The organism is Pseudomonas sp. Leaf59 (assembly GCF_920984685.1).
Taxonomy (GTDB): Bacteria; Pseudomonadota; Gammaproteobacteria; order Pseudomonadales; family Pseudomonadaceae; genus Aquipseudomonas.
In genome coordinates, this window is record NZ_CAKLBR010000013.1 from 92,525 (window position 1) to 114,355 (window position 21,831).

General features: G+C 61.3%; 21 protein-coding genes and 1 pseudogene. 16 read left to right on the top strand and 6 right to left on the bottom strand.

Annotation, left to right across the window (positions count from 1 at the left end; genetic code table 11):
* The first annotated feature begins 102 nt into the window (after positions 1–102).
* A complete protein-coding gene (locus LUB09_RS15350) occupies positions 103–519 on the top strand; it encodes an SRPBCC family protein (protein WP_231422962.1) in 417 nt (138 codons plus the stop codon).
* Between the two features lie 138 nt (positions 520–657).
* Here LUB09_RS15350 and LUB09_RS15355 read toward each other — a convergent pair whose 3' ends face one another.
* Together LUB09_RS15355 and LUB09_RS15360 are read right to left on the bottom strand one after the other, a co-directional pair.
* Positions 658–2,049: a sensor histidine kinase gene (locus LUB09_RS15355; RefSeq protein ID WP_209982701.1), complete on the bottom strand. Its 1,392-nt coding sequence runs from the start codon at positions 2,047–2,049 to the stop codon at positions 658–660.
* Complete coding sequence (locus LUB09_RS15360) at positions 2,027–2,710, bottom strand: response regulator transcription factor (protein ID WP_034096990.1); 684 nt, start codon at positions 2,708–2,710, stop codon at positions 2,027–2,029. Before LUB09_RS15360 ends, LUB09_RS15355 begins: the two co-directional genes overlap by 23 nt.
* A 333-nt stretch (positions 2,711–3,043) precedes the next feature.
* On the opposite strand from LUB09_RS15360, the gene LUB09_RS15365 reads away from it, so the two are divergent.
* Positions 3,044–3,949 (top strand): hypothetical protein, encoded by a 906-nt coding sequence (locus LUB09_RS15365; protein ID WP_209982699.1) that lies wholly within the window; start codon positions 3,044–3,046, stop codon positions 3,947–3,949.
* 223 nt (positions 3,950–4,172) lie between these two features.
* Here the strand turns inward: LUB09_RS15365 and LUB09_RS15370 are convergent, their stop codons facing one another.
* The gene (locus tag LUB09_RS15370) at positions 4,173–5,069 is read right to left on the bottom strand and encodes a MurR/RpiR family transcriptional regulator (protein WP_231422963.1); all 897 of its coding nucleotides are present in this window, start codon (positions 5,067–5,069) and stop codon (positions 4,173–4,175) included.
* Between the two features lie 283 nt (positions 5,070–5,352).
* Between LUB09_RS15370 and LUB09_RS15375 the strand changes: the two genes are divergently transcribed.
* The 13 genes and pseudogenes from LUB09_RS15375 to LUB09_RS15435 all read left to right on the top strand — a co-directional run bounded on the left by LUB09_RS15375 (position 5,353) and on the right by LUB09_RS15435 (position 20,012).
* Positions 5,353–7,290 carry a bifunctional 5-dehydro-2-deoxygluconokinase/5-dehydro-2-deoxyphosphogluconate aldolase gene (locus tag LUB09_RS15375; protein WP_231422964.1) on the top strand — a complete coding sequence of 646 codons (1,938 nt, stop codon included), beginning with the start codon at positions 5,353–5,355 and terminating at the stop codon, positions 7,288–7,290.
* Between the two features lie 84 nt (positions 7,291–7,374).
* Complete coding sequence (gene iolE, locus LUB09_RS15380; protein ID WP_231422965.1) at positions 7,375–8,268, top strand: myo-inosose-2 dehydratase; 894 nt, start codon at positions 7,375–7,377, stop codon at positions 8,266–8,268.
* Positions 8,265–9,053 carry a 5-deoxy-glucuronate isomerase gene (gene iolB, locus LUB09_RS15385; RefSeq protein WP_209982690.1) on the top strand — a complete coding sequence of 263 codons (789 nt, stop codon included), beginning with the start codon at positions 8,265–8,267 and terminating at the stop codon, positions 9,051–9,053. Before iolE ends, iolB begins: the two co-directional genes overlap by 4 nt.
* 71 nt (positions 9,054–9,124) lie before the next feature.
* Positions 9,125–9,433: pseudogene (locus LUB09_RS15390) on the top strand (TIM barrel protein); the annotation flags it as partial.
* 40 nt (positions 9,434–9,473) lie between these two features.
* Entirely contained in the window at positions 9,474–11,405 is a 1,932-nt protein-coding gene (iolD, locus tag LUB09_RS15395) for a 3D-(3,5/4)-trihydroxycyclohexane-1,2-dione acylhydrolase (decyclizing) (protein ID WP_231422966.1), read from the top strand.
* Between the two features lie 19 nt (positions 11,406–11,424).
* On the top strand, positions 11,425–12,435 hold the full coding sequence (locus LUB09_RS15400; protein ID WP_231422967.1) for a Gfo/Idh/MocA family protein: 1,011 nt from the start codon (positions 11,425–11,427) through the stop codon (positions 12,433–12,435).
* A 91-nt stretch (positions 12,436–12,526) separates the two neighbouring features.
* Entirely contained in the window at positions 12,527–13,555 is a 1,029-nt protein-coding gene (locus LUB09_RS15405) for a Gfo/Idh/MocA family protein (RefSeq protein WP_231422968.1), read from the top strand.
* A 128-nt stretch (positions 13,556–13,683) separates the two neighbouring features.
* Entirely contained in the window at positions 13,684–13,860 is a 177-nt protein-coding gene (locus LUB09_RS15410; protein ID WP_209982683.1) for a hypothetical protein, read from the top strand.
* Between the two features lie 49 nt (positions 13,861–13,909).
* On the top strand, positions 13,910–14,845 hold the full coding sequence (locus LUB09_RS15415) for a sugar ABC transporter substrate-binding protein (protein ID WP_209982681.1): 936 nt from the start codon (positions 13,910–13,912) through the stop codon (positions 14,843–14,845).
* 63 nt (positions 14,846–14,908) lie between these two features.
* Positions 14,909–16,462, top strand: coding sequence for a sugar ABC transporter ATP-binding protein (locus LUB09_RS15420; RefSeq protein ID WP_209982679.1), 1,554 nt, complete (start codon positions 14,909–14,911; stop codon positions 16,460–16,462).
* Between the two features lie 25 nt (positions 16,463–16,487).
* Positions 16,488–17,510 carry an ABC transporter permease gene (locus LUB09_RS15425; RefSeq protein ID WP_058411640.1) on the top strand — a complete coding sequence of 341 codons (1,023 nt, stop codon included), beginning with the start codon at positions 16,488–16,490 and terminating at the stop codon, positions 17,508–17,510.
* Between the two features lie 329 nt (positions 17,511–17,839).
* The gene (locus LUB09_RS15430; protein WP_003191666.1) at positions 17,840–18,244 is read left to right on the top strand and encodes a TraR/DksA family transcriptional regulator; all 405 of its coding nucleotides are present in this window, start codon (positions 17,840–17,842) and stop codon (positions 18,242–18,244) included.
* A 541-nt stretch (positions 18,245–18,785) separates the two neighbouring features.
* Positions 18,786–20,012 carry a methyl-accepting chemotaxis protein gene (locus tag LUB09_RS15435; protein ID WP_442964102.1) on the top strand — a complete coding sequence of 409 codons (1,227 nt, stop codon included), beginning with the start codon at positions 18,786–18,788 and terminating at the stop codon, positions 20,010–20,012.
* 33 nt (positions 20,013–20,045) lie between these two features.
* Here the strand turns inward: LUB09_RS15435 and LUB09_RS15440 are convergent, their stop codons facing one another.
* The 3 genes from LUB09_RS15440 to LUB09_RS15450 all read right to left on the bottom strand — a co-directional run bounded on the left by LUB09_RS15440 (position 20,046) and on the right by LUB09_RS15450 (position 20,974).
* On the bottom strand, positions 20,046–20,288 hold the full coding sequence (locus LUB09_RS15440) for a DUF2789 domain-containing protein (RefSeq protein ID WP_209982677.1): 243 nt from the start codon (positions 20,286–20,288) through the stop codon (positions 20,046–20,048).
* A gap of 70 nt (positions 20,289–20,358) precedes the next feature.
* A complete protein-coding gene (locus tag LUB09_RS15445) occupies positions 20,359–20,589 on the bottom strand; it encodes a hypothetical protein (protein WP_209982675.1) in 231 nt (76 codons plus the stop codon).
* Positions 20,590–20,698: 109 nt separating this feature from the next.
* Positions 20,699–20,974: a hypothetical protein gene (locus tag LUB09_RS15450; RefSeq protein ID WP_231422970.1), complete on the bottom strand. Its 276-nt coding sequence runs from the start codon at positions 20,972–20,974 to the stop codon at positions 20,699–20,701.
* 403 nt (positions 20,975–21,377) lie between these two features.
* Between LUB09_RS15450 and LUB09_RS15455 the strand changes: the two genes are divergently transcribed.
* Complete coding sequence (locus tag LUB09_RS15455; RefSeq protein WP_209990392.1) at positions 21,378–21,827, top strand: hypothetical protein; 450 nt, start codon at positions 21,378–21,380, stop codon at positions 21,825–21,827.
* Positions 21,828–21,831: the final 4 nt, after the last annotated feature.

Sequence of the window (21,831 nt, forward strand, 5' to 3'; positions counted from 1 at the left end):
CTGAGCACCCCTTGGAATCATGTCGTCTGCTACCTCTGGTGCAGCGGCGTGGTTCGACAGGACAAGGATCTGAATGCTGATTTATTTTCTGGAGTATTTACCGTGGCAACAGCATCTTGCGTGATTGAAATCCCCGCTTCGGCCGATCAGGTCTGGCAATTGATGGGCGGTTTCAACAGCCTGCCGGACTGGCTGGCGTTCATCGCCAGCAGCGAGCCGGGTGAGGGCGGACGCGTGCGTCACCTGCAAACCACCGATGGCGCCGTGATCGTGGAGCGCCTGCAAACCTTTGACAACGTGGCGCGCACCTACAGCTACACCATCGAGCAATCGCCGTTTCCGGTGAGTGCTTACCTGGCGACGGTGCAGGTTGAGGCGCTGAGCGAAACGTCGGCAAAGGTGACCTGGTCCGGCGTGTTCACACCGGCAGCGGGCACCACCGAGGCGGCTGCCGAGGCGTTGTTCACTGGTGTGTACAGCGATGGGCTTGCTGCGCTTCGCGCCAACTACCCGGCCTGATCAGATCCGACAGACAGTACACATTCAACTGTGGGAGGGGGCTTGCTCCCGATAGCGGTGTATCAGCTACAGCCATGCCGACTGAACCACCGCCATCGGGAGCAAGCCCCCTCCCACCGTTTTTTTGCAGTGTCCGGGTTATTTGGGCATCAGTTGTTGCCGGCACTCCAGTGCCAGCCTGGCGCCGCCGCGTGCGCTGCTGCCCACGTCCAGCTTGAAGCCATGCAGGTTGATGATCGCCGCCACAATCGACAAGCCCAACCCGAACCCGCCTTGCTGATCGCCTTCGTCCACCCGGTAAAAGCGCTGGAACACCGCATCGCGCTCGGCCAGCGGAATGCCAGGCCCGGAGTCATGCACTTCAATGCGGGTGCTGCCGGCGTTATTGACCGCGCGCAAAATCACTTCGCCGCCCGGCGGGGTGAACTTGATCGAGTTGCTCAGCAAGTTGGACAAGGCTTCGAACAGCAGTGCGCGGTCACCGCTGATTGGCGGCAAAGACGCCGGCACGTCCAATACCAGTTGCAATTCGCCTTCTTCGGCCAGCGGCAGGTAGAAGTCATGCAGCTCGCGCAGCAGCGGCAGCGGGTCCATCACCAGAAAGCCCGAGCGGCGCTGGTGATCTTCCAGCTCCGAGATGCGCAACAGCCCACGAAAGCGCGCCATCAGCGTGTCGGTTTCGGCAATTGCATCGTCGAGTTTCACCGCGTGCACCGAGTCTTCCTCGGCTTGCTGCTTGATGCGGTACAACTGCGCGCGCAGGCGCGTCAGCGGGGTGCGCAGGTCGTGGGCGATGTTGTCGCACACGCCCTTGACCTCATTCATCAGTTTCTCGATGCGGTCGAGCATGGCGTTGACGATGGCCGCGAGCATGTCCAGCTCATCACGCCGGTCGGACAGCGGCAGGCGATGGGTGAGGTCGCCGGCGACGATGGCCTCGGCGCTCGCCTGAATCCCGCGAATGCGCCGCAGCGGGCGGCGGCGCAGCAGATGCCAGCCGGCGATCCCGGGGATGATGGTCAGCGACAGCGCCCACAACAGGGCGTGCCAGATGATCCGCGTGACGCCGAACAGCGAACCGTTGGCGCGCACCAGCACCAGCCAGCGGCCGTCGTCGGTGTGGGTGGCGACGGCATCGCAGCTGTCCTTGGGCAACTTGGGATCGTCGGATTCGACGCAATTGACCAGCGTGTGGATCTTGCCGTCCAGGGGCAGGTCCGGTGGCACCGCGCGGATCGGCCCGCTCAACGGGCGGAAGGCCTCGTCGAACAGGCCATAGGCGTCTACGCCCTTCATGTCGAAGGTCATGCTGGTGGTCAGCGCTTCCACCAGTTCTTCACCGTCGAAGCGCTGGAACAGGTGCTGGCGCTGCAGCAGCGAATGGCGCGACAGGTCGCTCAGGTAACCCGAGACCTCGTAATACAGCACCCCCATGAGGATGCAGCTCCAGGCCACGAACAGCGAACTGTACAGCGCCAGCAGGCGGCTGCTGGAGGAGCGCCAGCCCTTAGAGGGGTTCAGCAATGACATAACCCGAGCCCCGTACCGTGCGGATCAGCGGCGTGAGGCCCGGGGGATCGATCTTCTTGCGCAGGCGCCCGATGTGCACGTCGATCAGGTTGGTGCCGGGGTCGAAGTGATAGCCCCAGACTTCCTCGAAGATCATCATTCGCGAGAGGATCTGCCCGGTGTTGCGCATCAGGAATTCGAGCAATTTGTATTCGGTGGGCAGCAGGGTCAGCGGCTGATCGGCGCGACTGGCTTCGCGGCTGATCAGGTTCAGTTCCAGGTCCGCCACGCGCAATGCGGTTTCGAACTCCTTGACCGTGCTTTTGCGGCGCAGCAGCACTTCGACGCGGGCGGCCATTTCATCGGAGGCGAAGGGTTTGGTCAGGTAATCGTCACCGCCGGCGCGCAGGCCGCGCACACGCTCGTCGACGTCGGAGAGGGCGCTGATCATCAGGATCGGCGTGGAGACGCCGATGGTGCGCAAGGTGGTGACGATGGCCAGGCCATCCAGTTCCGGCAGCATTCGGTCGAGGGTGATCAGATCGTAATCACCACTCACGGCGCGGACCAGGCCTTCGCGGCCATTGTCCACCCAGTCCACCTCCAGTCCATGGCTACTCAGCTCGGCGACGATCTCGCGGGCCGTTACGGCGTCATCCTCGATGGTCAAAATACGGGTCATAGGAGTACCTGGTGAGCGATTCACACTAGAAGTACGCATATTTTGCCAATAAGTAACTGAACGTTTCCTAAATAAAACGTCATCTCCATAAAACTGACAGGAAAATCATCTGGGGGAACAAGCCCCTTCTCACAGGCCGTTGTGTGTGGCTGTGGGGATTGCATTACGCCCGCTCGAAACCCGGGTTTATTGCAACTTGCATGGATTGTGTAAGTTCAATTTAGTTAAGTTGTTGAAATATATAGATTTTATTTTTAGAGGGGCTGGCACGCGGCCTGCACTGTCCCTTTTGAGACTTGTAACACTTTTTTTCCTGCCGGGAGCACAACAACAATGATCACATCATCCACCACGCTTCAAGAATCGAGCGCGCGCTCCGGGGTTTCCTGGGGGGCGATTTTTGCTGGCGCCGCTGCGGCGGCTGCACTGTCCCTGATCCTCGTGCTGCTGGGCTTCGGCCTGGGTTTCTCGGCGGTATCGCCGTGGGCCGACAGCGGCATGAGTGCCAAGGGCCTTGGCATTTCCACCATTATCTGGCTGGCTTTCACCCAGATCGTCGCATCGGGCCTGGGCGGTTACATCGCCGGTCGCTTGCGCGTGAAGTGGGCCAACATGCATGGCGATGAAGTGTACTTTCGCGACACCGCCCACGGCTTCCTGGCCTGGGCCGTGGCCACCCTGATCACGGCCGTATTGGTCGTCGGCTCGGTGAGCAGCGTCGTCGGCGGTGGCGTCAAAGCCGGTGCCAGCGTGGCGTCGGGTGCGGCAAGCGGCATGACCCAGGCCGCCGGCAGCATGGCCAAGGGCGCCCACAGCGGCGACTTCGGCTACTACGTCGACAGCCTGTTCCGTGATGATCGCCCTGCAGCGGTCAGCGATGACGCAGCGCATGCCGTGGTCGGTCGCATCTTCGCCCGTACCCTGAGCAACGACGGCCAGTTGGCACCGGAAGACCGTACCTATCTGGCTCAACTGATCAGCCAGCGCACCAACCTCAGCCAGGCCGATGCCGAAGCGCGTATCGACAAGGTGTATGGCGACGCCCGCAAAGCCATCGAAGACGCCAAGCTCAAAGCCAAGCAAGCTGCCGACACGGCTGCGAAAGTGGCCGCGTACGCCTCGCTGTGGACTTTCGTGTCGCTGTTGATCGGTGCGTTCTTCGCCAGCTTCGCTGCCACCTTCGGCGGTCGCCGTCGCGATGCGGTGGTGTACGTCGAAACCGAAAACTACGTTCGTTAAATAAGGAAGAACATCATGCGCTCATTACTTCTGTGGTTCCTTGGCGTGCCAATCCCGTTGATCATTCTGATCGCGATCTTCATGCACTGATCCGAGCCAGGCTCCATCCCGATGTGGGAGGGGGCTTGCTCCCGATAGCGGTATGTCAGCTGGCCTGTTCAGCACTGACACATCGCTATCGGGAGCAAGCCCCCTCCCACATTTTGTTTTGCAGGGTGTCAGGTCAGTCGTCGAAACCCACTTGCTCGTGAATCTCGTCCACTTTCAATTCGAGGCGGTAAGCCACGGCGATGAACAAGGCCTGGCACAGGCACAATGTTGCGCTCAATGAGCGGAACGCAAAGGATGATCCCTCGTTGACCAGCAGCACCGCATTCGCGCGCTTGGCCAGGGGCGAGAGGTTGCTGTCGGTAATGATCAGCGTCCTGGCCTGATGGTGCTGGGCGATGCGCAGGCAGTGCTGGGTCTCTTTGCCGTAAGGCGTAAAGCTGATGGCGATCACCAGGTCATTGGCGCGCACGCTGCGCATCTGCTCGCGGTAGCTGCCGCCCAGGCCCGAGACCAGGTGGATGCGTTTATTGGTGTGCTGCAGGTTGTAGACCAGGTAGTCGGCCACCGCAAACGAACGGCGCACGCCCACCACATAGATGTTGTCGGCGTTGACCACCAGGTCCACGGCCTTGTCGAACGCCACGTCATCCAGCTCCAGCCCCAGCCGCTCAATGCCCGATAGCGTGGCATTCACGCACTCACGCGCCAGGTCGCCGCCGCTGGCCTTCTGCGACTTGTTGGCGATCATGCTGCGAATGCGCTGCTGGTAGTTCTGCACGGGCGTGGTCTTGTGCGTATACGCCTCGCGAAACAGCGTCTGCATCTCACTGAACCCGCTGAAGCCGAAGCGCTGCGAAAAACGCACGATGGCCGAAGGGTGCACTTCACATTCGCGGGCAATGTCGCTGATGCGGTCGACCATGATCCGGTCGCTCTGCTGGCTCATGTAGCTGGCGATGCGCTTGAGCTGGCGAGGCAGGCTCTCGTATTCATCGGTGATCAGCTGCAACAAACGTTCGGCATTGAGCGGGGGGCTGGCGAGAGCGTCTTGTGAAGGGGTCTCGGACATGGGCAATCCTTCTGGCGTGTCGGTCTGGTGCGCTGGGCGGTGGCGCCAGTCTACAGGGTAGGCGCAAAAAAATACCTCGGCATCACGGCCGGCGGGGCTGCTGAAACGATGCACTGCGGCTGGCGTGAAGCTATGCTGGCGTATTGGAAAAAATATTCCAATAAAAATAATTATGGAATAAATATTGATCGGTGTCGCCGGACGTTCTAGTCTGCTCCCACCAAGAGCGTTTGCCGTCGCCACGGCGGCACAACGCAGGCTGATAAAAATAACAGGAGCCAGCATGGGCCAGACTCGTTTTGCCAGTGGGCGTCAATTGGATCTGATTTGCCTCGGGCGCCTGGGCGTCGACCTCTATGCGCAGCAAGTGGGGGCGCGGCTTGAGGACGTCACCAGTTTCGCCAAATACCTCGGCGGGTCATCCGCCAATATCGCGTTCGGCACTGCACGCCTGGGGCTCAAGTCGGCGATGCTCAGCCGCGTCGGTGACGACCATATGGGCCGTTTCCTGGTGGAGTCCCTGAGCCGCGAAGGCTGCGATGTGAGCGGTATCAAGGTCGACCCGGAACGCCTCACCGCGCTGGTGCTGCTCGGGCTCAAGGACCGCGAAACCTTCCCCCTGGTGTTCTACCGCGAAAACTGCGCCGACATGGCCCTGCGCGCCGAGGACATCGACGAGGCCTTTATCGCTTCCAGCAAGGCGCTGCTGATCACCGGCACGCATTTCTCCACCGACAGCGTGTACAAGGCCAGCATCCAGGCGCTGGATTACGCGGCCCGGCACAACGTCAGGTGCGTGCTGGATATCGACTACCGTCCGGTGCTGTGGGGCCTGGCGGGCAAGGCCGACGGCGAGACGCGCTTTGTGGCCGACCAAAATGTCAGCCAGCACGTGCAGACCATCCTCCCGCGTTTCGACCTGATCGTCGGCACCGAAGAAGAATTCCTCATCGCTGGCGGCAGTGAAGACCTGCTTACCGCGCTGCGCACGGTGCGCGAGCTGACCCCGGCGACGCTGGTGGTCAAACTGGGCCCGCAAGGCTGCACGGTGATCCACGGCGCGATCCCGGCCAGCCTGGAAGACGGCGCGATTTACCCCGGTGTGCGCGTGGAAGTGCTCAATGTGCTGGGGGCCGGCGATGCGTTCATGTCGGGCTTTTTAAGTGGCTGGATCAATGACGCCAGTGACGAGCGTTGCAGCCAGCTGGCCAACGCCTGTGGTGGCCTGGTGGTGTCGCGTCACGCCTGTGCCCCGGCGATGCCAACGCGCGCCGAACTGGATTACCTGTTCAGCAGCCCGGTGCCCATCACCCGGCCGGATCAGGACGAAACCCTGCAACGCCTGCACCGGGTCACGGTGCCGCGCAAAACCTGGAAGCAGCTGTTTGTGTTCGCCTTTGACCATCGCTGGCAACTGGTGGAGCTTGCGCAAAAAGGCGGCCAGGACCTGACCCGCATCAGCGACATCAAGCAGCTGTTTATCCAGGCCATCGAACGCGTGGAGCACAAGCTGCGCGAGCAGGGCGTCGAGGCCGATGTGGGCCTGCTGGCCGACCAGCGTTTCGGCCAGGACGCGCTCAACGCTGCCAGCGGTCGCGGCTGGTGGATTGCGCGCCCGGTGGAAGTGCAGAACTCACGGCCGCTGGCGTTTGAACACGGCCGCTCGATTGGCAGCAACCTGATCGCCTGGCCCCACGAACAGATCATCAAGTGCCTGGTGCAGTTTCACCCGGATGACGAGCCTCTGCTGCGCCTGGAACAGGAAGCGCAACTCAGGGCGGTGTACGACGCATCGCTGGTCAGCGGCCATGAACTGCTGCTGGAAGTCATCCCGCCCAAGGATCACCCGTCGCCGCACCCGGATGTGCTCTACCGCAGCCTCAAACGGTTGTACAACCTGGGCATCTACCCGGCGTGGTGGAAGATCGAGGCGCAGTCGGCCGAGGCGTGGACAAAGCTCGATGAGCTGATCCTTGAGCGCGACCCGTATTGCCGTGGCGTGGTATTGCTGGGCCTGAATGCGTCCGCTGAATGCCTGGCGGAGGGCTTTCAACAAGCCAGCCACAGCACCACCTGCCGGGGTTTTGCGGTGGGCCGCACGATCTTCCAGGAGCCAAGCCGCGCGTGGATGGCGGGGGAGATCGATGACGACCTGCTGGTTGAGCAAGTGCAGAAGACCTTTGAACAGCTCATCAACGCCTGGCGCAGCGCTCGACATTAAACGCGATCCACTGTGGGAGGAGGCGAGCCCCCTCCCACATAAAGCAGATCTCAGTGATACCTGAAAACAATAAAAGGTGCAGCCATGCCCGCAATCCGAATTGGCATCAACCCGATCTCCTGGAGCAACGACGACCTGCCGGCCCTGGGCGGTGAAACGCCGCTGAGCACCGCGCTGAGCGAAGGCCAGGCCATCGGCTACGAAGGGTTTGAACTCAACGGCAAGTTCCCCAAAGACGCCCAGGGCGTCGCCGATGTGCTGCGCCCCTATGAGCTGGCGCTGGTCTCCGGCTGGTACTCCAGCCGTCTGGCGCGCCGCTCGGTGGCCGAAGAAATCGAGGCGATTGGCGGCCACGTTCAATTACTCAAACACAATGGCGCCAAGGTACTGGTGTATGGCGAAGTTGCCGATTCCATCCAGGGTTCGCGCATTCGCCTGATCGAACGCCCGCGTTTTCACAGCGAACAGGCCTGGCAGGATTACGCCGACAAGCTCACGGAGCTGGCGCGCTTTACCCTGTCCCAGGGCGTGCGCCTGGCCTACCACCACCATATGGGCGCCTACGTCGAGTCCCCGCAGGACATCGACCAGTTGATGCAGCGCACCGGTCCCGAAGTCGGCCTGCTGTTCGATTCGGGCCATTGCTACATGGGCGGCGGCGAACCGCTTGAAGTGCTGCGCAAACACATCGACCGCGTTTGCCACGTGCATTTCAAGGACGTGCGCAAACCGGTGGTGCAACTGGCGCGCAACCAGATGTGGAGCTTCCCCGACTGCATCGTCAACGGCACCTTCACCGTGCCTGGCGATGGCGACATCAACTTTGCCGAACTGCTCGATGTATTGCTGGCGGCCCGATACGAGGGCTGGCTGGTGGTGGAAGCCGAGCAGGACCCTGCCGTGGCGCCCAGCTATGTCTATGCGAAAAAAGGCTATGACACCTTGCGCGCGCTGCTCGATGAGAGGACCCAACCATGAGCCTGTTGGTTAAAAGCAGCAAACGCGGACACACCATGGTCGCCCTGGAAGAAGGGCGCCTGGCGTACGTGGGCTTCAGTGCATACCGCCTGAGCCTGGGCGAAACCCTGCCGGTCAGCGCCGGCGACAAAGAGCTGTGCCTGGTGCTGCTCAGTGGCCGGGTGACTATTCAAGGCGAAGGTTTCGACTGGCAGAACCTCGGTGATCGCCACTCGGTGTTCGAGGACAAATCGCCGTTTGCCGCCTACCTGCCGCCGGGCACCGATGCCCAGGTGACCGCCTTGAGCGATGTACAAATCGCCGTGTGCGCCGCCCCCGGCGCCGCAGGTTTCGAGCCGCGCCTGATCCGCCCCGAAGACTGCAAACGCAGCGTGCGCGGCAAGGGCGCCAATACCCGTTATGTGTGCGACATCCTGCCCGACAGCGAGCCGGCCCACTCGCTGCTGGTGGTGGAGGTGCGCACGCCGTCCGGGCACTCGTCGAGCTACCCGCCGCACAAGCACGACACCGATGACCTGCCGCACCAGAGCTTTCTGGAAGAGACCTACTACCACCAGATCAACCCGCCCCAGGGCTACGTGTTCCAGCGTGTCTACACCGACGATCGCAGCATCGATCAGGCCATGGCTGTGGAAAACAGCGACCTGGTGGTGGTGCCCAAGGGGTATCACCCGGTCAGCGTGCCGTACGGCTACGAGTCCTATTACCTGAACGTGATGGCCGGGCCCAAGCGCGCCTGGCATTTCCACAATGACCCGCAGCACAGTTGGCTGCTGGACCTTTAAGCTGTTTTGGACGGGGAACAACAATGAAATCGCCGTTACGTTTCGCCCTCAACCGCATGGTTGCGCCGCACCTGGTGCATGACACCTTCCACCATCACCTGGCCGGCGAGCAGGCGTTCTTCGCGCCACTCACCGGGCTGGTGCATATCTGCGGCGTGGAAGATGCCGATGCGCCGCTCAATTCGATCCGCGACGGTCACCGCGTACGGGTGGGCGAGGGCGATATCCTCGGCAATGCGGCGCAGATCGACAGCTTGCTCGGCAGCGGCTACAGGGGCTATCTGTCGTTCGAACCGTTTGCCGAAAGCGTGCATTGGATGGCGGATATTCAGCAGGCATTGGGAGCCAGCATGACCCTGTTGCAAAAGTTTCGGGCATAACCGAGCCCCAATGGATCTGAATTGACACAAGGTGCAAGTGATGACCACAACCCGATTGACCATGGCCCAGGCCCTGGTGAAATTTCTGGATAACCAGTACATCGAAGTCGATGGCGTACAGAGCAAATTCGTCGCCGGGGTATTCACTATTTTCGGCCACGGCAATGTGCTGGGCCTGGGCCAGGCGCTCGAGCAGGACAGCGGCGACCTGATGGTGCATCAAGGCCGCAACGAGCAGGGCATGGCCCATGCCGCCATCGGGTTCGCCAAGCAGCACCTGCGCCGCAAAATCTATGCGTGCACCGCGTCCGTCGGCCCGGGTGCGGCGAATATGCTCACCGCTGCGGCGACCGCCACCGCCAACCGTATTCCGTTGCTGCTGTTGCCCGGCGATGTCTACGCCAGCCGCCAGCCCGACCCGGTGTTGCAGCAGATCGAGCAGTTCCACGACCTGAGCATCAGCACCAACGATGCGTTCCGCTCGGTGAGCAAATACTGGGACCGCATCAACCGTCCCGAGCAGTTGATGAGCGCCGCGATCCACGCCATGCGCGTGCTGACCGACCCCGCTGAAACCGGCGCCGTGACTCTGGCATTGCCGCAGGACGTGCAGGCTGAAGCCTGGGATTATCCGGATTATTTCCTGCAAAAACGCGTGCACCGCATCGAGCGTCGTGCGCCCACTGCCGCGATGATCGGCGATGCATTGGCGGTGTTCCGGGGCAAGCGCAAGCCGCTGATCATCTGTGGCGGCGGGGTGAAGTACGCCGGCGCGAATGCGGCGCTGCAAGCCTTTGCCGAGCGTTTTGACATTCCCTTCGCCGAGACCCAGGCGGGCAAGAGCGCCGTGCTGTCCAGCCATGCGCTCAATGTGGGCGGTATCGGCGAAACCGGCTGCCTGGCGGCCAACCTGCTGGCGCCGGAGGCGGACCTGATCATCGGCGTCGGCACCCGTTATAGCGACTTCACCACGTCGTCCAAGTCTCTGTTCAAACACCCCGAGGTGAGGTTTCTGAACCTCAATATCAGCCCGTGCGACGCGTTGAAGCTGGACGGTGTGCAGGTGCTGGCGGACGCCAGGGTGGCCCTCGAAGCACTGGCCGATGCGCTCGGCGACTACCGCGCGGGCTGGGGCGAACAGGTGAGCGACGCGAAGGCGCAACTGGAGGCCGAGCTGGATCGCGTGCACAACGTGCAGTACCACGGCGATGATTTCGTGCCCGAGGTCGACGACCCGCTGGACCGTGCGGTACTGCGCGAATTCATCGAGCTCACCGGCTCCTGCCTCACCCAGAGCCGCGTTCTTGGCGTGCTTAATGAAAGCCTGGCCGACGACGCCATTATCGTCGCCGCCGCCGGCAGCCTGCCGGGTGATTTGCAGCGGGCCTGGCGCAGCAAGGGCGTCAACACCTACCACGTCGAATACGGCTATTCGTGCATGGGCTACGAGATCAATGCGGCCCTCGGCGTGAAGCTCGCCGAACCGCAGAAGGAGGTGTATGCGCTGGTTGGCGACGGCTCCTACATGATGCTGCATTCGGAACTGGCCACCTCGATCCAGGAGCGGCGCAAGATTAACGTGGTGCTGCTGGACAACATGGCCTTCGGTTGCATCAACAACCTGCAGATCGGCAACGGCATGGACAGCTTCGGCACCGAATTCCGCTACCGCAACCCCGAGACCGGCAAGCTCGACGGCGGCCTGGTGCCGGTTGATTTCGCCATGAGCGCGGCGGCCTATGGCTGCAAGACCTACAAGGTCAGCAACGTGGAACAGCTGCAAGCGGCCCTGGCTGATGCGCGCACGCAAAGCGTCTCGACCCTGATCGATATCAAGGTGCTGCCCAAGACCATGGTCCACGGCTACCTGTCGTGGTGGCGGGTGGGGGTGGCGCAGGTGTCCACCAGCGAGCGCACCCGTGCAGCCGCCGCAAAACTCAATGAACAGTTGGCCAAGGCCAGGCAGTACTAACAACAAGAGGAGTGTTTGCATGTCTTTGAAGCTTGGAGTGATCGGCACGGGCGCCATTGGCCGAGACCATATTCGTCGGTGCAGCCAGACGTTGCTCAACAGCCAGGTCGTGGCGGTGACGGACATCAACCTTGAACAGGCCGCCCGGGTGGTTGCCGAGTTGCAGCTGGATGCCGAGGTGTACCCGGACGGCCATGCGCTGATCCATTCGCCGCAGGTCGAGGCGATTCTGGTGACGTCCTGGGGGCCGAGCCATCAGGCGTTTGTGCTCGCCGCCATCGCTGCCGGCAAGCCGGTGTTCTGCGAAAAACCCCTGGCCGTGACGGCCGAAGGTTGCCGGGCGATCGTCGATGCCGAAGTGGCCCACGGCAAGCGTCTGGTGCAAGTGGGCTTCATGCGCCCCTACGACCCTGGTTATCGAGCCCTCAAAGCGGTGATCGACAGCGGCCAGATTGGCGAGCCCTTAATGCTGCACTGCGCGCATCGCAACCCCAGGGTGGGCGAGAACTACAAGACTGACATGGCAATAACCGACACGCTGATCCACGAGCTGGATGTGCTGCGCTGGCTGCTCGACGACGATTACGTCTCGGTGCAAGTGGTGTTCCCGCGCAAGAGCAGCAAGGCCCTGGCCCATCTGCGCGATCCACAGATCGTGCTGCTGGAGACCGCCAAAGGCACGCGCATTGACGTGGAGGTGTTTGTGAACTGCCAGTACGGCTACGACATCCAGTGCGAAGTGGTGGGGGAGACCGGTATCGCCAAATTGCCGGAACCGTCCCAGGTGCAATTGCGCAGTGAGGCGAAGCTGTCCAACGCCATTTTGATGGACTGGAAAGACCGTTTTGTCGGCGCCTATGACGTCGAACTGCAGGCGTTTATCGACAGCGTGCGCGCCGGACAGGTCGGCGGGCCGTCGGCGTGGGACGGCTTTGCAGCGGCCGTGGCGGCGGACGCGTGCATCGAGGCGCAAAACAGCGAGCAGATTGTGAACGTCAGCCTGCCGCAGCGTCCGGGTTTTTATAACTGAACCTCTGCAGATGCGCGATCAAACAGGTGGGAGGAAGCTTGCTTGCTCCCCCCCTGGATTGGCCTTGCCTCTCAATAAAGGAACACGCGTTATGCGAATCGGACTTGTCGGCTACGGCCACGGAGGGCGTTTTTTTCATGCGCCGCTGATTGCAACATTGCCGGGCGCGACGTTTGTGGGCGTGGTCACACGATCAATCGAACGCCGCGAGCAACTGGCAACCGATCACCCGGGTATCCCGGCATTCGACGCCATCGGCCAGATCGTCGAAGCCGGCGTTGATGCGCTGGTTATCTCCACCACGCTCAAAGGCCGCCCGGCCCTGGTGCTGGAAGCCATCGAGCACGGCGTGGCGGTGGTCAGTGACAAACCCTTCGCCAGCAACGCCGAACAGGCCCAGGCGCTGATCACGGCCGCCGAGCGGCATGACGTCTTGCTGAGCGTCTACCAGAACCGCCGTTGGGACTCCGATTACCTGACCGTGCGCAAGCTGATTGACGCCGGCGCACTGGGCACCATTACGCGCTTTGAATCCTGTGTGGAGCGCTACAGTCCGCAGGGCGTCGGCAATGCCAGTGGCGGCGGCTGGCTACGTGACCTCGGCAGCCATCTGGTGGACCAGGCGCTGCAACTGTTCGGCCCGGTGGACCGGGTATTTGCGCAATTGCATTACACCGCCGAACACCCCAGCGTTGACCATGGTTTCTTCGTGTCGCTGACCCATGCCAACGGCGTCATTTCGCACCTGCGGGGCAATGGCCTGCAAAACAGCCCGGCTTCGCGTTTTCGCGTGAGCGGCACCCTCGGGTGCTACACCGTGGAAGGCCTGGACGGCCAGGAAGCGGCACTGATGGCCGGCAAGTCGCCGAAAACCGAAGGCGAGCATTGGGGGGCGGAAGAGCATCGCCGCTGGGGCTGGTTTGAACAAGGCGAGCAGCGCGAACGGGTGCCCACCGAAAAAGGCTGCTGGACGCACTTCTACAGCCAGTTGCAGCGTGCTGTGGAAGGGCAGGGGCCCTTGCCGGTAAACGCCTATGACGCGCTGGAAACCACCCGTATATTGGACGCTGCACGCCTGAGTGCGGAGCGTCAGCAAGTGGTTTCAACGAAAATGGAATAAAATTCTAAAATAGGTTGATATAGAAATTATTTTCCAATAAAGTCTTTTGCAGGTTGCATAAAGTACGTTCCGGACCTGATTCCGGCGACTCAACAAAAACAAGATCAAAAACAACCAGGTACCGTCAGATGAAAATCTTCAACGCCGTACTGCGAGTTTTACGCCTTTCTCACACGCCACGCGGCCTGCCACGCGCCCGGCCTTTCTACTTCTCCTTCCTCAATGTGCTGTGCGTCGAAAACCACGGCGCGCTGGTGTGCTGCATTCCCGGCGCGCCGGTGGTTCGACTGCCCGCCGAGTCCTGATTAACGCAACGTCCAGAAAACCAACAATAAATGTGGAGACAGACCGTTCATGAAGACCCCGATCCGTTTTACCGCGCTGGCCTTGTCCCTGTGGCTGGCCAGCGGTATGGCCGCTGCCGCCGATATCAAGGTGGGCGTGAGCATGTCCGCCTTCGATGACACCTTCCTGACCTACCTGCGCGAAGACATGGACAAGCAGGCCAAGTCCTATCCCAAGGGTGACGGTGTGCAGCTGCAATTCGAAGACGCCCGCGCCGACGTGGTGAAGCAGCTGAGCCAGGTCGAGAATTTCATCAGCCAGAAGGTCGACGCGATCATCGTCAACCCGGTGGACACCGCATCGACCAAAAACATCATCAGCGCAGCCACCAAAGCGGGCATCCCGCTGGTGTTCGTCAACCGCCGCCCGGACCAGAAAGACCTGCCCAAGGGCGTGGTGGCCGTGACCTCCGATGACGTCGAGGCCGGCAAGCTGCAAATGCAATACATCGCCGAAAAACTCGGTGGCAAGGGCAAAATCGTGATCCTGCTGGGGGATCTTGCGAACAACTCCACGACCAACCGCACCAAGGGCGTGAAAGAGGTGCTGGCCAAGTACCCCGACATCAAGATCGAGCAGGAACAGACCGGTATCTGGCTGCGTGACAAGGGCATGACCCTGGTCAACGACTGGCTGACCCAGGGCCGCGAGTTCAACGCAGTGCTGGCCAACAACGATGAGATGGCCATCGGCGCGTCCATGGCGTTGAAATCGGCAGGCACCAAACCCGGCACAGTGCTGATCGCCGGCGTCGACGGAACCCCGGACGGGCTGAACGCGATCACCAAGGGTGACATGGCCGCCTCGGCGTTCCAGGACGCCAAGGGGCAGGCAGTGGGCTCGGTGGAAGCAGCGCGCAAGATGGCGAAGCAGGAGCCCGTCGAGCAGAACGTGATTATCCCGTTCAAGCTGATCACGCCGGACAACGTCAACGACTTCAAATAGCAGTGACATAACAACAATAAGCGGCAGGGCGGTCACGGCCGTCCTGCCGATGGAGTACTCCCCATGCTCGCTCAAGCGACTGCCTCGCAGCCCCCTGGTATCCAGCCACTGGCGCTGGACGAACCCTACCTGCTGGAAATCGTCAACATCAGCAAAGGCTTTCCCGGCGTCGTGGCCCTGGACGATGTGCAATTGCGCGTACGCCCGGGCTCGGTGCTGGCGCTGATGGGCGAGAACGGTGCCGGCAAGTCGACGTTGATGAAAATCATCGCCGGCATCTACCAGCCCGACGCCGGCGAAATCCGTCTGCGCGGCCAGCCGATCGTGTTTGAAACGCCGCTGGCCGCGCAGAAGGCGGGCATCGCGATGATCCATCAGGAACTCAACCTGATGCCGCACATGAGCATCGCCGAGAATATCTGGATCGGCCGTGAGCAGCTCAACAGCCTGCACATGGTCAACCACCGCGAAATGCACCGCTGCACCGCCGAGTTACTGGCGCGGCTGCGCATCAACCTGGACCCCGAGGAGCAGGTCGGCAACCTGAGCATCGCCGAGCGGCAGATGGTCGAGATTGCCAAGGCAGTGTCCTACGACTCCGACATCCTGATCATGGATGAACCGACCTCGGCGATTACCGAGAAGGAAGTCGCCCACCTGTTTTCGATCATTGCCGACCTCAAGTCCCAGGGCAAAGGCATTGTCTACATCACCCACAAGATGAACGAAGTGTTCGCCATCGCCGATGAAGTGGCGGTATTTCGTGACGGCCGCTACATCGGTTTGCAGCGCGCCGACAGCATGAACAGCGACAGCCTGATCTCGATGATGGTGGGCCGTGAGCTTAGCCAGCTGTTCCCGGTGCGCGAGACGCCGATTGGCGACTTGCTGCTGTCGGTGCGCGACCTGACGCTGGACGGCGTATTCAAAGGCGTGTCGTTTGACCTGCACGCCGGTGAGATCCTCGGTATCGCCGGGCTCATGGGCTCGGGCCGCACCAATGTGGCCGAAGCCATTTTCGGCATCACCCCCAGCACCAGCGGGCAGATCACCCTGGACGGCACGCCGGTGCGCATCAGCGACCCGCACATGGCCATCGAGAAGGGCTTTGCGCTGTTGACCGAGGATCGCAAGCTCAGCGGTCTGTTCCCGTGCCTGTCGGTGCTGGAAAACATGGAAATGGCCGTACTGCCGCACTATTCGGACAACGGTTTTATCCAGCAGAAAGCCTTGCGCGCGCTGTGCGAAGACATGTGCAAGAAGCTGCGGGTCAAAACCCCGTCGCTGGAGCAGTGCATCGACACCCTGTCCGGCGGTAATCAGCAGAAGGCTTTGCTGGCGCGCTGGCTGATGACCCATCCACGCTTGCTGATCCTGGATGAACCGACCCGTGGTATCGACGTGGGCGCCAAGGCCGAGATCTATCGCCTGATCTCGTTCCTCGCCAGCGAAGGCATGGCGGTGATCATGATTTCGTCGGAACTGCCCGAGGTGCTCGGCATGAGCGACCGGGTGATGGTGATGCACGAAGGCGACCTGATGGGCACGCTGGATCGCAGCGAGGCGACCCAGGAAAAAGTCATGCAACTGGCGTCGGGTATGACCACAGTCGACTGATTACAGAATAAGAAGGTGATTGGCTATGAACGCAATAACGGACAACAAGCCGGCTACGGCGCCGGTCAAGCAGCGTCGGCGCTTGCCCACCGAACTGAGCATTTTTCTGGTGTTGATCGGCATCGGCCTGGTGTTTGAGCTGTTCGGCTGGATCGTGCGGGACCAGAGCTTTTTGATGAACTCCCAGCGCCTGGTGCTGATGATATTGCAGGTGTCGATCATTGGTTTGCTGGCTATCGGGGTGACCCAGGTGATCATCACCACCGGCATCGACCTGTCGTCGGGCTCGGTGCTGGCGCTGTCGGCAATGATTGCTGCCAGCCTGGCGCAGACCTCGGACTTTTCCCGCGCGGTGTTTCCATCGCTCACCGACCTGCCGGTGTGGATCCCGGTGGCGATGGGGCTCGGTGTGGGGCTGCTGGCCGGCGCGATCAACGGCAGCATCATTGCGGTGACCGGCATTCCGCCATTTATTGCGACGCTGGGCATGATGGTTTCGGCCCGTGGCCTGGCGCGCTACTACACCGAAGGGCAGCCGGTGAGCATGCTGTCGGATTCCTACACCGCCATCGGCCATGGCGCCATGCCGGTGATCATCTTTCTGGTGGTGGCGGTGATCTTCCACATCGCCCTGCGCTACACCAAGTACGGCAAGTACACCTACGCCATCGGCGGCAACATGCAGGCCGCGCGCACGTCGGGCATCAACGTCAAGCGCCACCTGATCATCGTCTACAGCATCGCCGGCCTGCTCGCGGGCCTGGCCGGTGTAGTCGCCTCGGCACGTGCCGCCACCGGCCAGGCGGGCATGGGCATGTCCTATGAACTGGACGCGATTGCCGCTGCGGTGATCGGCGGCACCAGCCTTGCGGGCGGGGTAGGGCGCATTACCGGCACGGTGATAGGCGCGCTGATCCTCGGGGTGATGGCCAGCGGGTTCACCTTCGTGGGGGTGGATGCGTATATCCAGGACATCATCAAGGGGCTGATCATTGTGGTGGCGGTGGTGATTGACCAGTATCGCAACAAACGCAAGCTCAAGCGCTGAACGACAGGTTGCAAGCTGCAGGCTGAAGTGGAGCGCCTTGCAGCTTGTCGCTTGCAGCATGCGGCTTATAGCCGCTTTACGAACTTTCCTGCTATAAACGCACTCCGATAACCATTCGCCAAGCCCGTCCTGGTGCCTTTGGGGGTTAATCGGGAAAAAATGCCTGTCATTTCAGTTGCTGCGCCCTCAAGTCGGCCTTAGACTGCCGCCCCTCTTAAATTGAGTGTCGGGTGGCGCTTGGAATGGATGGCGCCTTTCCGAGACCTGCAGAGGTCGACCGGAACGCTCCCTTATTCGCCTTAATGCACGTATTTTTTATAGAGAAATCAATGACAAAGGAAAAGTTGCTGGCCATGCCGGCGGATGACTACATGAATGCCGAACAGCACGCTTTTTTCGAGAAGTTGCTGCAGGACATGAAAGTCGAGCACCACGAGCGCATTGAGCAGAACCGTATCGCCATTGAAAGCCTGGACACCCCGGCCGACCCGGCCGACGCCGCCTCCGTTGAAGAAGAGCGCACCTGGCTGGTCAATGCCATCGACCGCGACCAGCGCATGCTGCCGCAGTTGGAGCGCGCCCTGGAGCGTATCAAGGAAGATTCCTTTGGCTGGTGTGACGACAGCGGCGAGCCTATCGGCCTCAAGCGCCTGCTGATCAGCCCTACCACCAAATACTGCATCGAGGCCCAAGAGCGCCACGAGCAGATCGACAAGCATCAGCGCCAGGCCTGATGCGGTGAAGCTGGGGCGCCGTGCCTGCGGCCCCCCAGGGCAATCCCGTTACACCTCCTCTGTTGATGTGCTGCAAGCCCCCCACTAAAGGCCCATGGATAATGGCCCGATAGTGGCGTCTAATGCAGGCACAACAACGACAAGCAGTGGGGTAACGACGATGGCTGGAGATGGATCTCTGATGGGCATGGCAATGCCACCGCAAGCGGTGAGCAGGCTGCCCGTCTGGCTGATGCCGCTTATGCAGAGCGCCGCCATGGTGCTGGTGCTGCTGGGACTGGCATTTGCCGGTCTGCCGCTGTACGTGTGCCTGCCACTGGCCTTGCTGGTGATCTGGCTGCCGCGCTTGAAAACCCGCACGCCTGCGGTGACCTCGATCAATACCGTCGATGCAATCGGCGAGTTGACGCGCGACCTTTCCCATACCACCAGCCATAACGCATTGTCAGCCGCAGGCGTGGCCTATTCGGTCAAGCAACTGGCGGCGCGCCTGCAATCCCAGCTGAGTGCGGCCAAACAGATCGTCAGCAGCGCTGAAGTGATGATCGGCACCGAACAGGTGACCGCCCAGCTCAGCCGCCAGGCCCTTGGCGCGGCCAGCCAGGCCCATCAGCGCAGCAGTGAAGGCCGCGAGGTGCTGTCCCAGTCCATCACGCGTATGCACCAGCTCAGCCAGCGCGCCAATGCCAGCCGTGAGCTGATCGAAGCGTTGAGCCAGCGCAGCGAAGAAATCCAGCGTGTGACCCTGGTAATCCAGTCCATCGCCAGCCAGACCAACCTGCTGGCTTTGAACGCCGCCATTGAAGCAGCACGGGCCGGCGAGCACGGACGCGGATTTGCGGTGGTGGCCGATGAAGTGCGGGGGCTGGCCGGGCGTACCGCCAAGGCCACCGACGAAGTCGGGGTGATGGTGGCGGATATCCAGCAGCGCACGGCCCAGGTGGTGGAGCAGATTCGCCAACTGTCGGCGGACTTGAACACCGGCGTCGCGCAGGTGGAGGAAGCGGGCGAACAGTTGGAGGCCATCGCCAGCCTGGCGGCGGATGTGGAAGGGCAAGTCAACGAAATCGCCCAGGGCAGCGACACCAATCGCGCGCAGCTCGACAGCCTGTTCCATGCGGTGGAGCAGATGCGCAGTGACCTCACGGTGAGCGACCAGCAGACGCGCCAGTTGGCCGACGCCGCGGTGCAGATGGAAGGGCAGGCGGAGACCATCAGCGAGCGTTTGGCCGAGGTCGGTCTGGATGACTATCACCAGCGTGTCTACGACCTGGCCCGCGAGGGGGCCAACCGTATCGCCGAACAGTTCGAGGCGGATGTGCAGCAGGGCCGAATCAGCCTGGATGACCTGTTCGACCGCAGCTATACGTTGATACCCAATACCAGCCCGAGTAAATATCACACGCGTTTTGACGGCTACACCGACAAGGTGCTGCCGGCGATCCAGGAAGCCTTGCTGCCGCGCCATGAGGGGCTGGTGTTTGCGATTGCCTGTACGCCGCAGGGCTACGTGCCGACGCATAACCAGGCGTTTTCACAGGCGTTGACGGGAGATACCCAGGTGGACGCGGTGCAAAATCGCACCAAGCGCAAGTTCGAGGACCGCACCGGCATCCGCTGCGGCAGCCACCAGCAGGCGGTGTTATTGCAAACCTATACCCGCGATACGGGTGAATTGATGCACGACCTGTCGGTGCCGATCAGCGTCAAGGGCCGGCATTGGGGCGGCCTGCGCCTGGGCTATAAGCCCGAGGCGGCCAAGGTTTAGTTCGCCGCCACGGTCATCTGGCTATGGGATGAGTCAGGCTTCCGGGGATTCATGCAGCAACGCATTCAGATCATCCACGGCCGGCGCCCATTCGGCGTCAACATGCAATTGTTCCTTGAGGAAGCTCGCCTGCTGCTCACTCCAGAACGGCGCATCGATCAGCTTTACGTCATTGGGCAGGCGGTGTTCTGCGGTGAAGCGCTCGATCCCTGCCTGGCTCGAATCCAGGCCCAGTTGATCGAACAGGGTTTCCAGCGTCGGGGTAGTAGTGTCCATCGGTTTCTCCATGCGGGCTGACCATCGTATGCATGGGAGACCTGTGGCGCGCCAGAGTTCGATCCGATTCTCAGGAGGTCAGGGCGCCTGAATCCACAGCGGCCTTGAGCGCCTGGGCTGACTCGCGGCCAGCAACCGCAGCCGTCTCGAATGTCTTGAACCAACGGTCTTTTTCCACCTGATGTGTGGTGACGGTGGTCAGCGGTGGTTTGGCGCGCATCACGATCACCGCCTGAAACTCACCCTCTATTTCCCGTGCATCGCCGTGGATGAAAAACTCGCCAATATCAAATTCCGTCACGTATTGCCTTCCCTTCAAGGTAACTGCACTGCTGAAACCGCACCCACATGGGCAAACTTCAATGGACGCGGCAGTATGGCAGTTGTTGAAGGGTGGTGGCGCAGTAAAGTCATCGGTGTGACGAACCGCTCGTCCCGTGAAGGGCGTACAGGCTGGCTTCCAGTTGCCGGGCCAGTTCGCAGGCCTTGCCGTGGTGGCTGCGAAAGCCGCGAATTCTGCCGCTGGTCACTTCCAGAATATGGAAGAAGTTACGTCCGGCCGGTAGAACTTGGTAAAGAACGGAATTGGAGTACCTCTCGGGGTCAGGCAGGCAGTAGTATTGGCGCCCGTCCTGCGCAGATGAACAGGTACGGGAAGACGTAGCATCGTGTAGGCGTGGTTGCATGGTCAGCTCCTTTTGATTGATCCTGTGCACTCATAGGCAGCGTTTCGAGTGGTTTTGAACGGCGGTGCTGTTTTAGTATTGTCGCCGGCAACCCGTCTGGTTCCATGCTCAAATGTTTTGTTTTGTAGGGTGCGTGGGAATTGTGCGCACTGGACCGGGTTATTCTCTGAAGTAGCGCGGCCCGTATTCTCTGGCCGTTGAACCTGTGATTTGCTGTGACGCCGGATGACCTTGCACAAGGTCCATCGTGCGCGCCTGTACTAGTCTTAAGGCGCAGCAGGGTCTTCTTCAGTTTTTTAACGACTATGTGATCGTGCCTTCGGGCCGTTTTTTGTGCTGCCTGCTCCGGCGGGCGGCACTATTTCAATGTGGGGGCGTTTCCTTGGCAGTCAGTAATCTGGATATGCACGCGTTGTTCGTGCTGGGTGATTTGCGCGCAAAGTTGGTCAAGCAGTTTCAATCGCGGTTTGTTTACATCACTGAACAGACGCCGGAAGGCATCTACATTGCCGAAATCGACACCGAGGCGGCCCTGGTCGTCGACGACAAGCCGCGTCTGGAACTGAAGGTGGGCGACCATTTTCGCGCCGCCGTGTTGCCCAGTCGTGAAGGCGGCAAGTTCGAATTGAAGTTTCGCGATATCAAGTTGACGGTGTACGGCCTGGGCGATTACGCCTTTGTTTCGTCAGCCGAAGGCCAAGGCATCGTGTTCAAGGAAGGCCACAGCGTGATGCTGGTATTCGCCGCCCATGAACAGTTGCAGGAAGGCTTGACCAAGACCCTCAAGGCCGTCACCGGCAAGGCCGCCAAGTGGCGCAAGGGTGAGCTGGTGACCTTCAAGGCCAGCGAGTAAACAC

Coding starts and splice junctions, on each gene's coding strand:
- LUB09_RS15355 (WP_209982701.1), bottom strand. CDS start 2,049: ATGTCATTGCTGAACCCCTCTAAGGGCTGGCGCTCCTCCAGCAGCCGC.
- LUB09_RS15360 (WP_034096990.1), bottom strand. CDS start 2,710: ATGACCCGTATTTTGACCATCGAGGATGACGCCGTAACGGCCCGCGAG.
- LUB09_RS15365 (WP_209982699.1), top strand. CDS start 3,044: ATGATCACATCATCCACCACGCTTCAAGAATCGAGCGCGCGCTCCGGG.
- LUB09_RS15370 (WP_231422963.1), bottom strand. CDS start 5,069: ATGTCCGAGACCCCTTCACAAGACGCTCTCGCCAGCCCCCCGCTCAAT.
- LUB09_RS15375 (WP_231422964.1), top strand. CDS start 5,353: ATGGGCCAGACTCGTTTTGCCAGTGGGCGTCAATTGGATCTGATTTGC.
- iolE (WP_231422965.1), top strand. CDS start 7,375: ATGCCCGCAATCCGAATTGGCATCAACCCGATCTCCTGGAGCAACGAC.
- iolB (WP_209982690.1), top strand. CDS start 8,265: ATGAGCCTGTTGGTTAAAAGCAGCAAACGCGGACACACCATGGTCGCC.
- iolD (WP_231422966.1), top strand. CDS start 9,474: ATGACCACAACCCGATTGACCATGGCCCAGGCCCTGGTGAAATTTCTG.
- LUB09_RS15400 (WP_231422967.1), top strand. CDS start 11,425: ATGTCTTTGAAGCTTGGAGTGATCGGCACGGGCGCCATTGGCCGAGAC.
- LUB09_RS15405 (WP_231422968.1), top strand. CDS start 12,527: ATGCGAATCGGACTTGTCGGCTACGGCCACGGAGGGCGTTTTTTTCAT.
- LUB09_RS15410 (WP_209982683.1), top strand. CDS start 13,684: ATGAAAATCTTCAACGCCGTACTGCGAGTTTTACGCCTTTCTCACACG.
- LUB09_RS15415 (WP_209982681.1), top strand. CDS start 13,910: ATGAAGACCCCGATCCGTTTTACCGCGCTGGCCTTGTCCCTGTGGCTG.
- LUB09_RS15420 (WP_209982679.1), top strand. CDS start 14,909: ATGCTCGCTCAAGCGACTGCCTCGCAGCCCCCTGGTATCCAGCCACTG.
- LUB09_RS15425 (WP_058411640.1), top strand. CDS start 16,488: ATGAACGCAATAACGGACAACAAGCCGGCTACGGCGCCGGTCAAGCAG.
- LUB09_RS15430 (WP_003191666.1), top strand. CDS start 17,840: ATGACAAAGGAAAAGTTGCTGGCCATGCCGGCGGATGACTACATGAAT.
- LUB09_RS15435 (WP_442964102.1), top strand. CDS start 18,786: ATGATCGGCACCGAACAGGTGACCGCCCAGCTCAGCCGCCAGGCCCTT.
- LUB09_RS15440 (WP_209982677.1), bottom strand. CDS start 20,288: ATGGACACTACTACCCCGACGCTGGAAACCCTGTTCGATCAACTGGGC.
- LUB09_RS15450 (WP_231422970.1), bottom strand. CDS start 20,974: ATGCAACCACGCCTACACGATGCTACGTCTTCCCGTACCTGTTCATCT.
- LUB09_RS15455 (WP_209990392.1), top strand. CDS start 21,378: ATGCACGCGTTGTTCGTGCTGGGTGATTTGCGCGCAAAGTTGGTCAAG.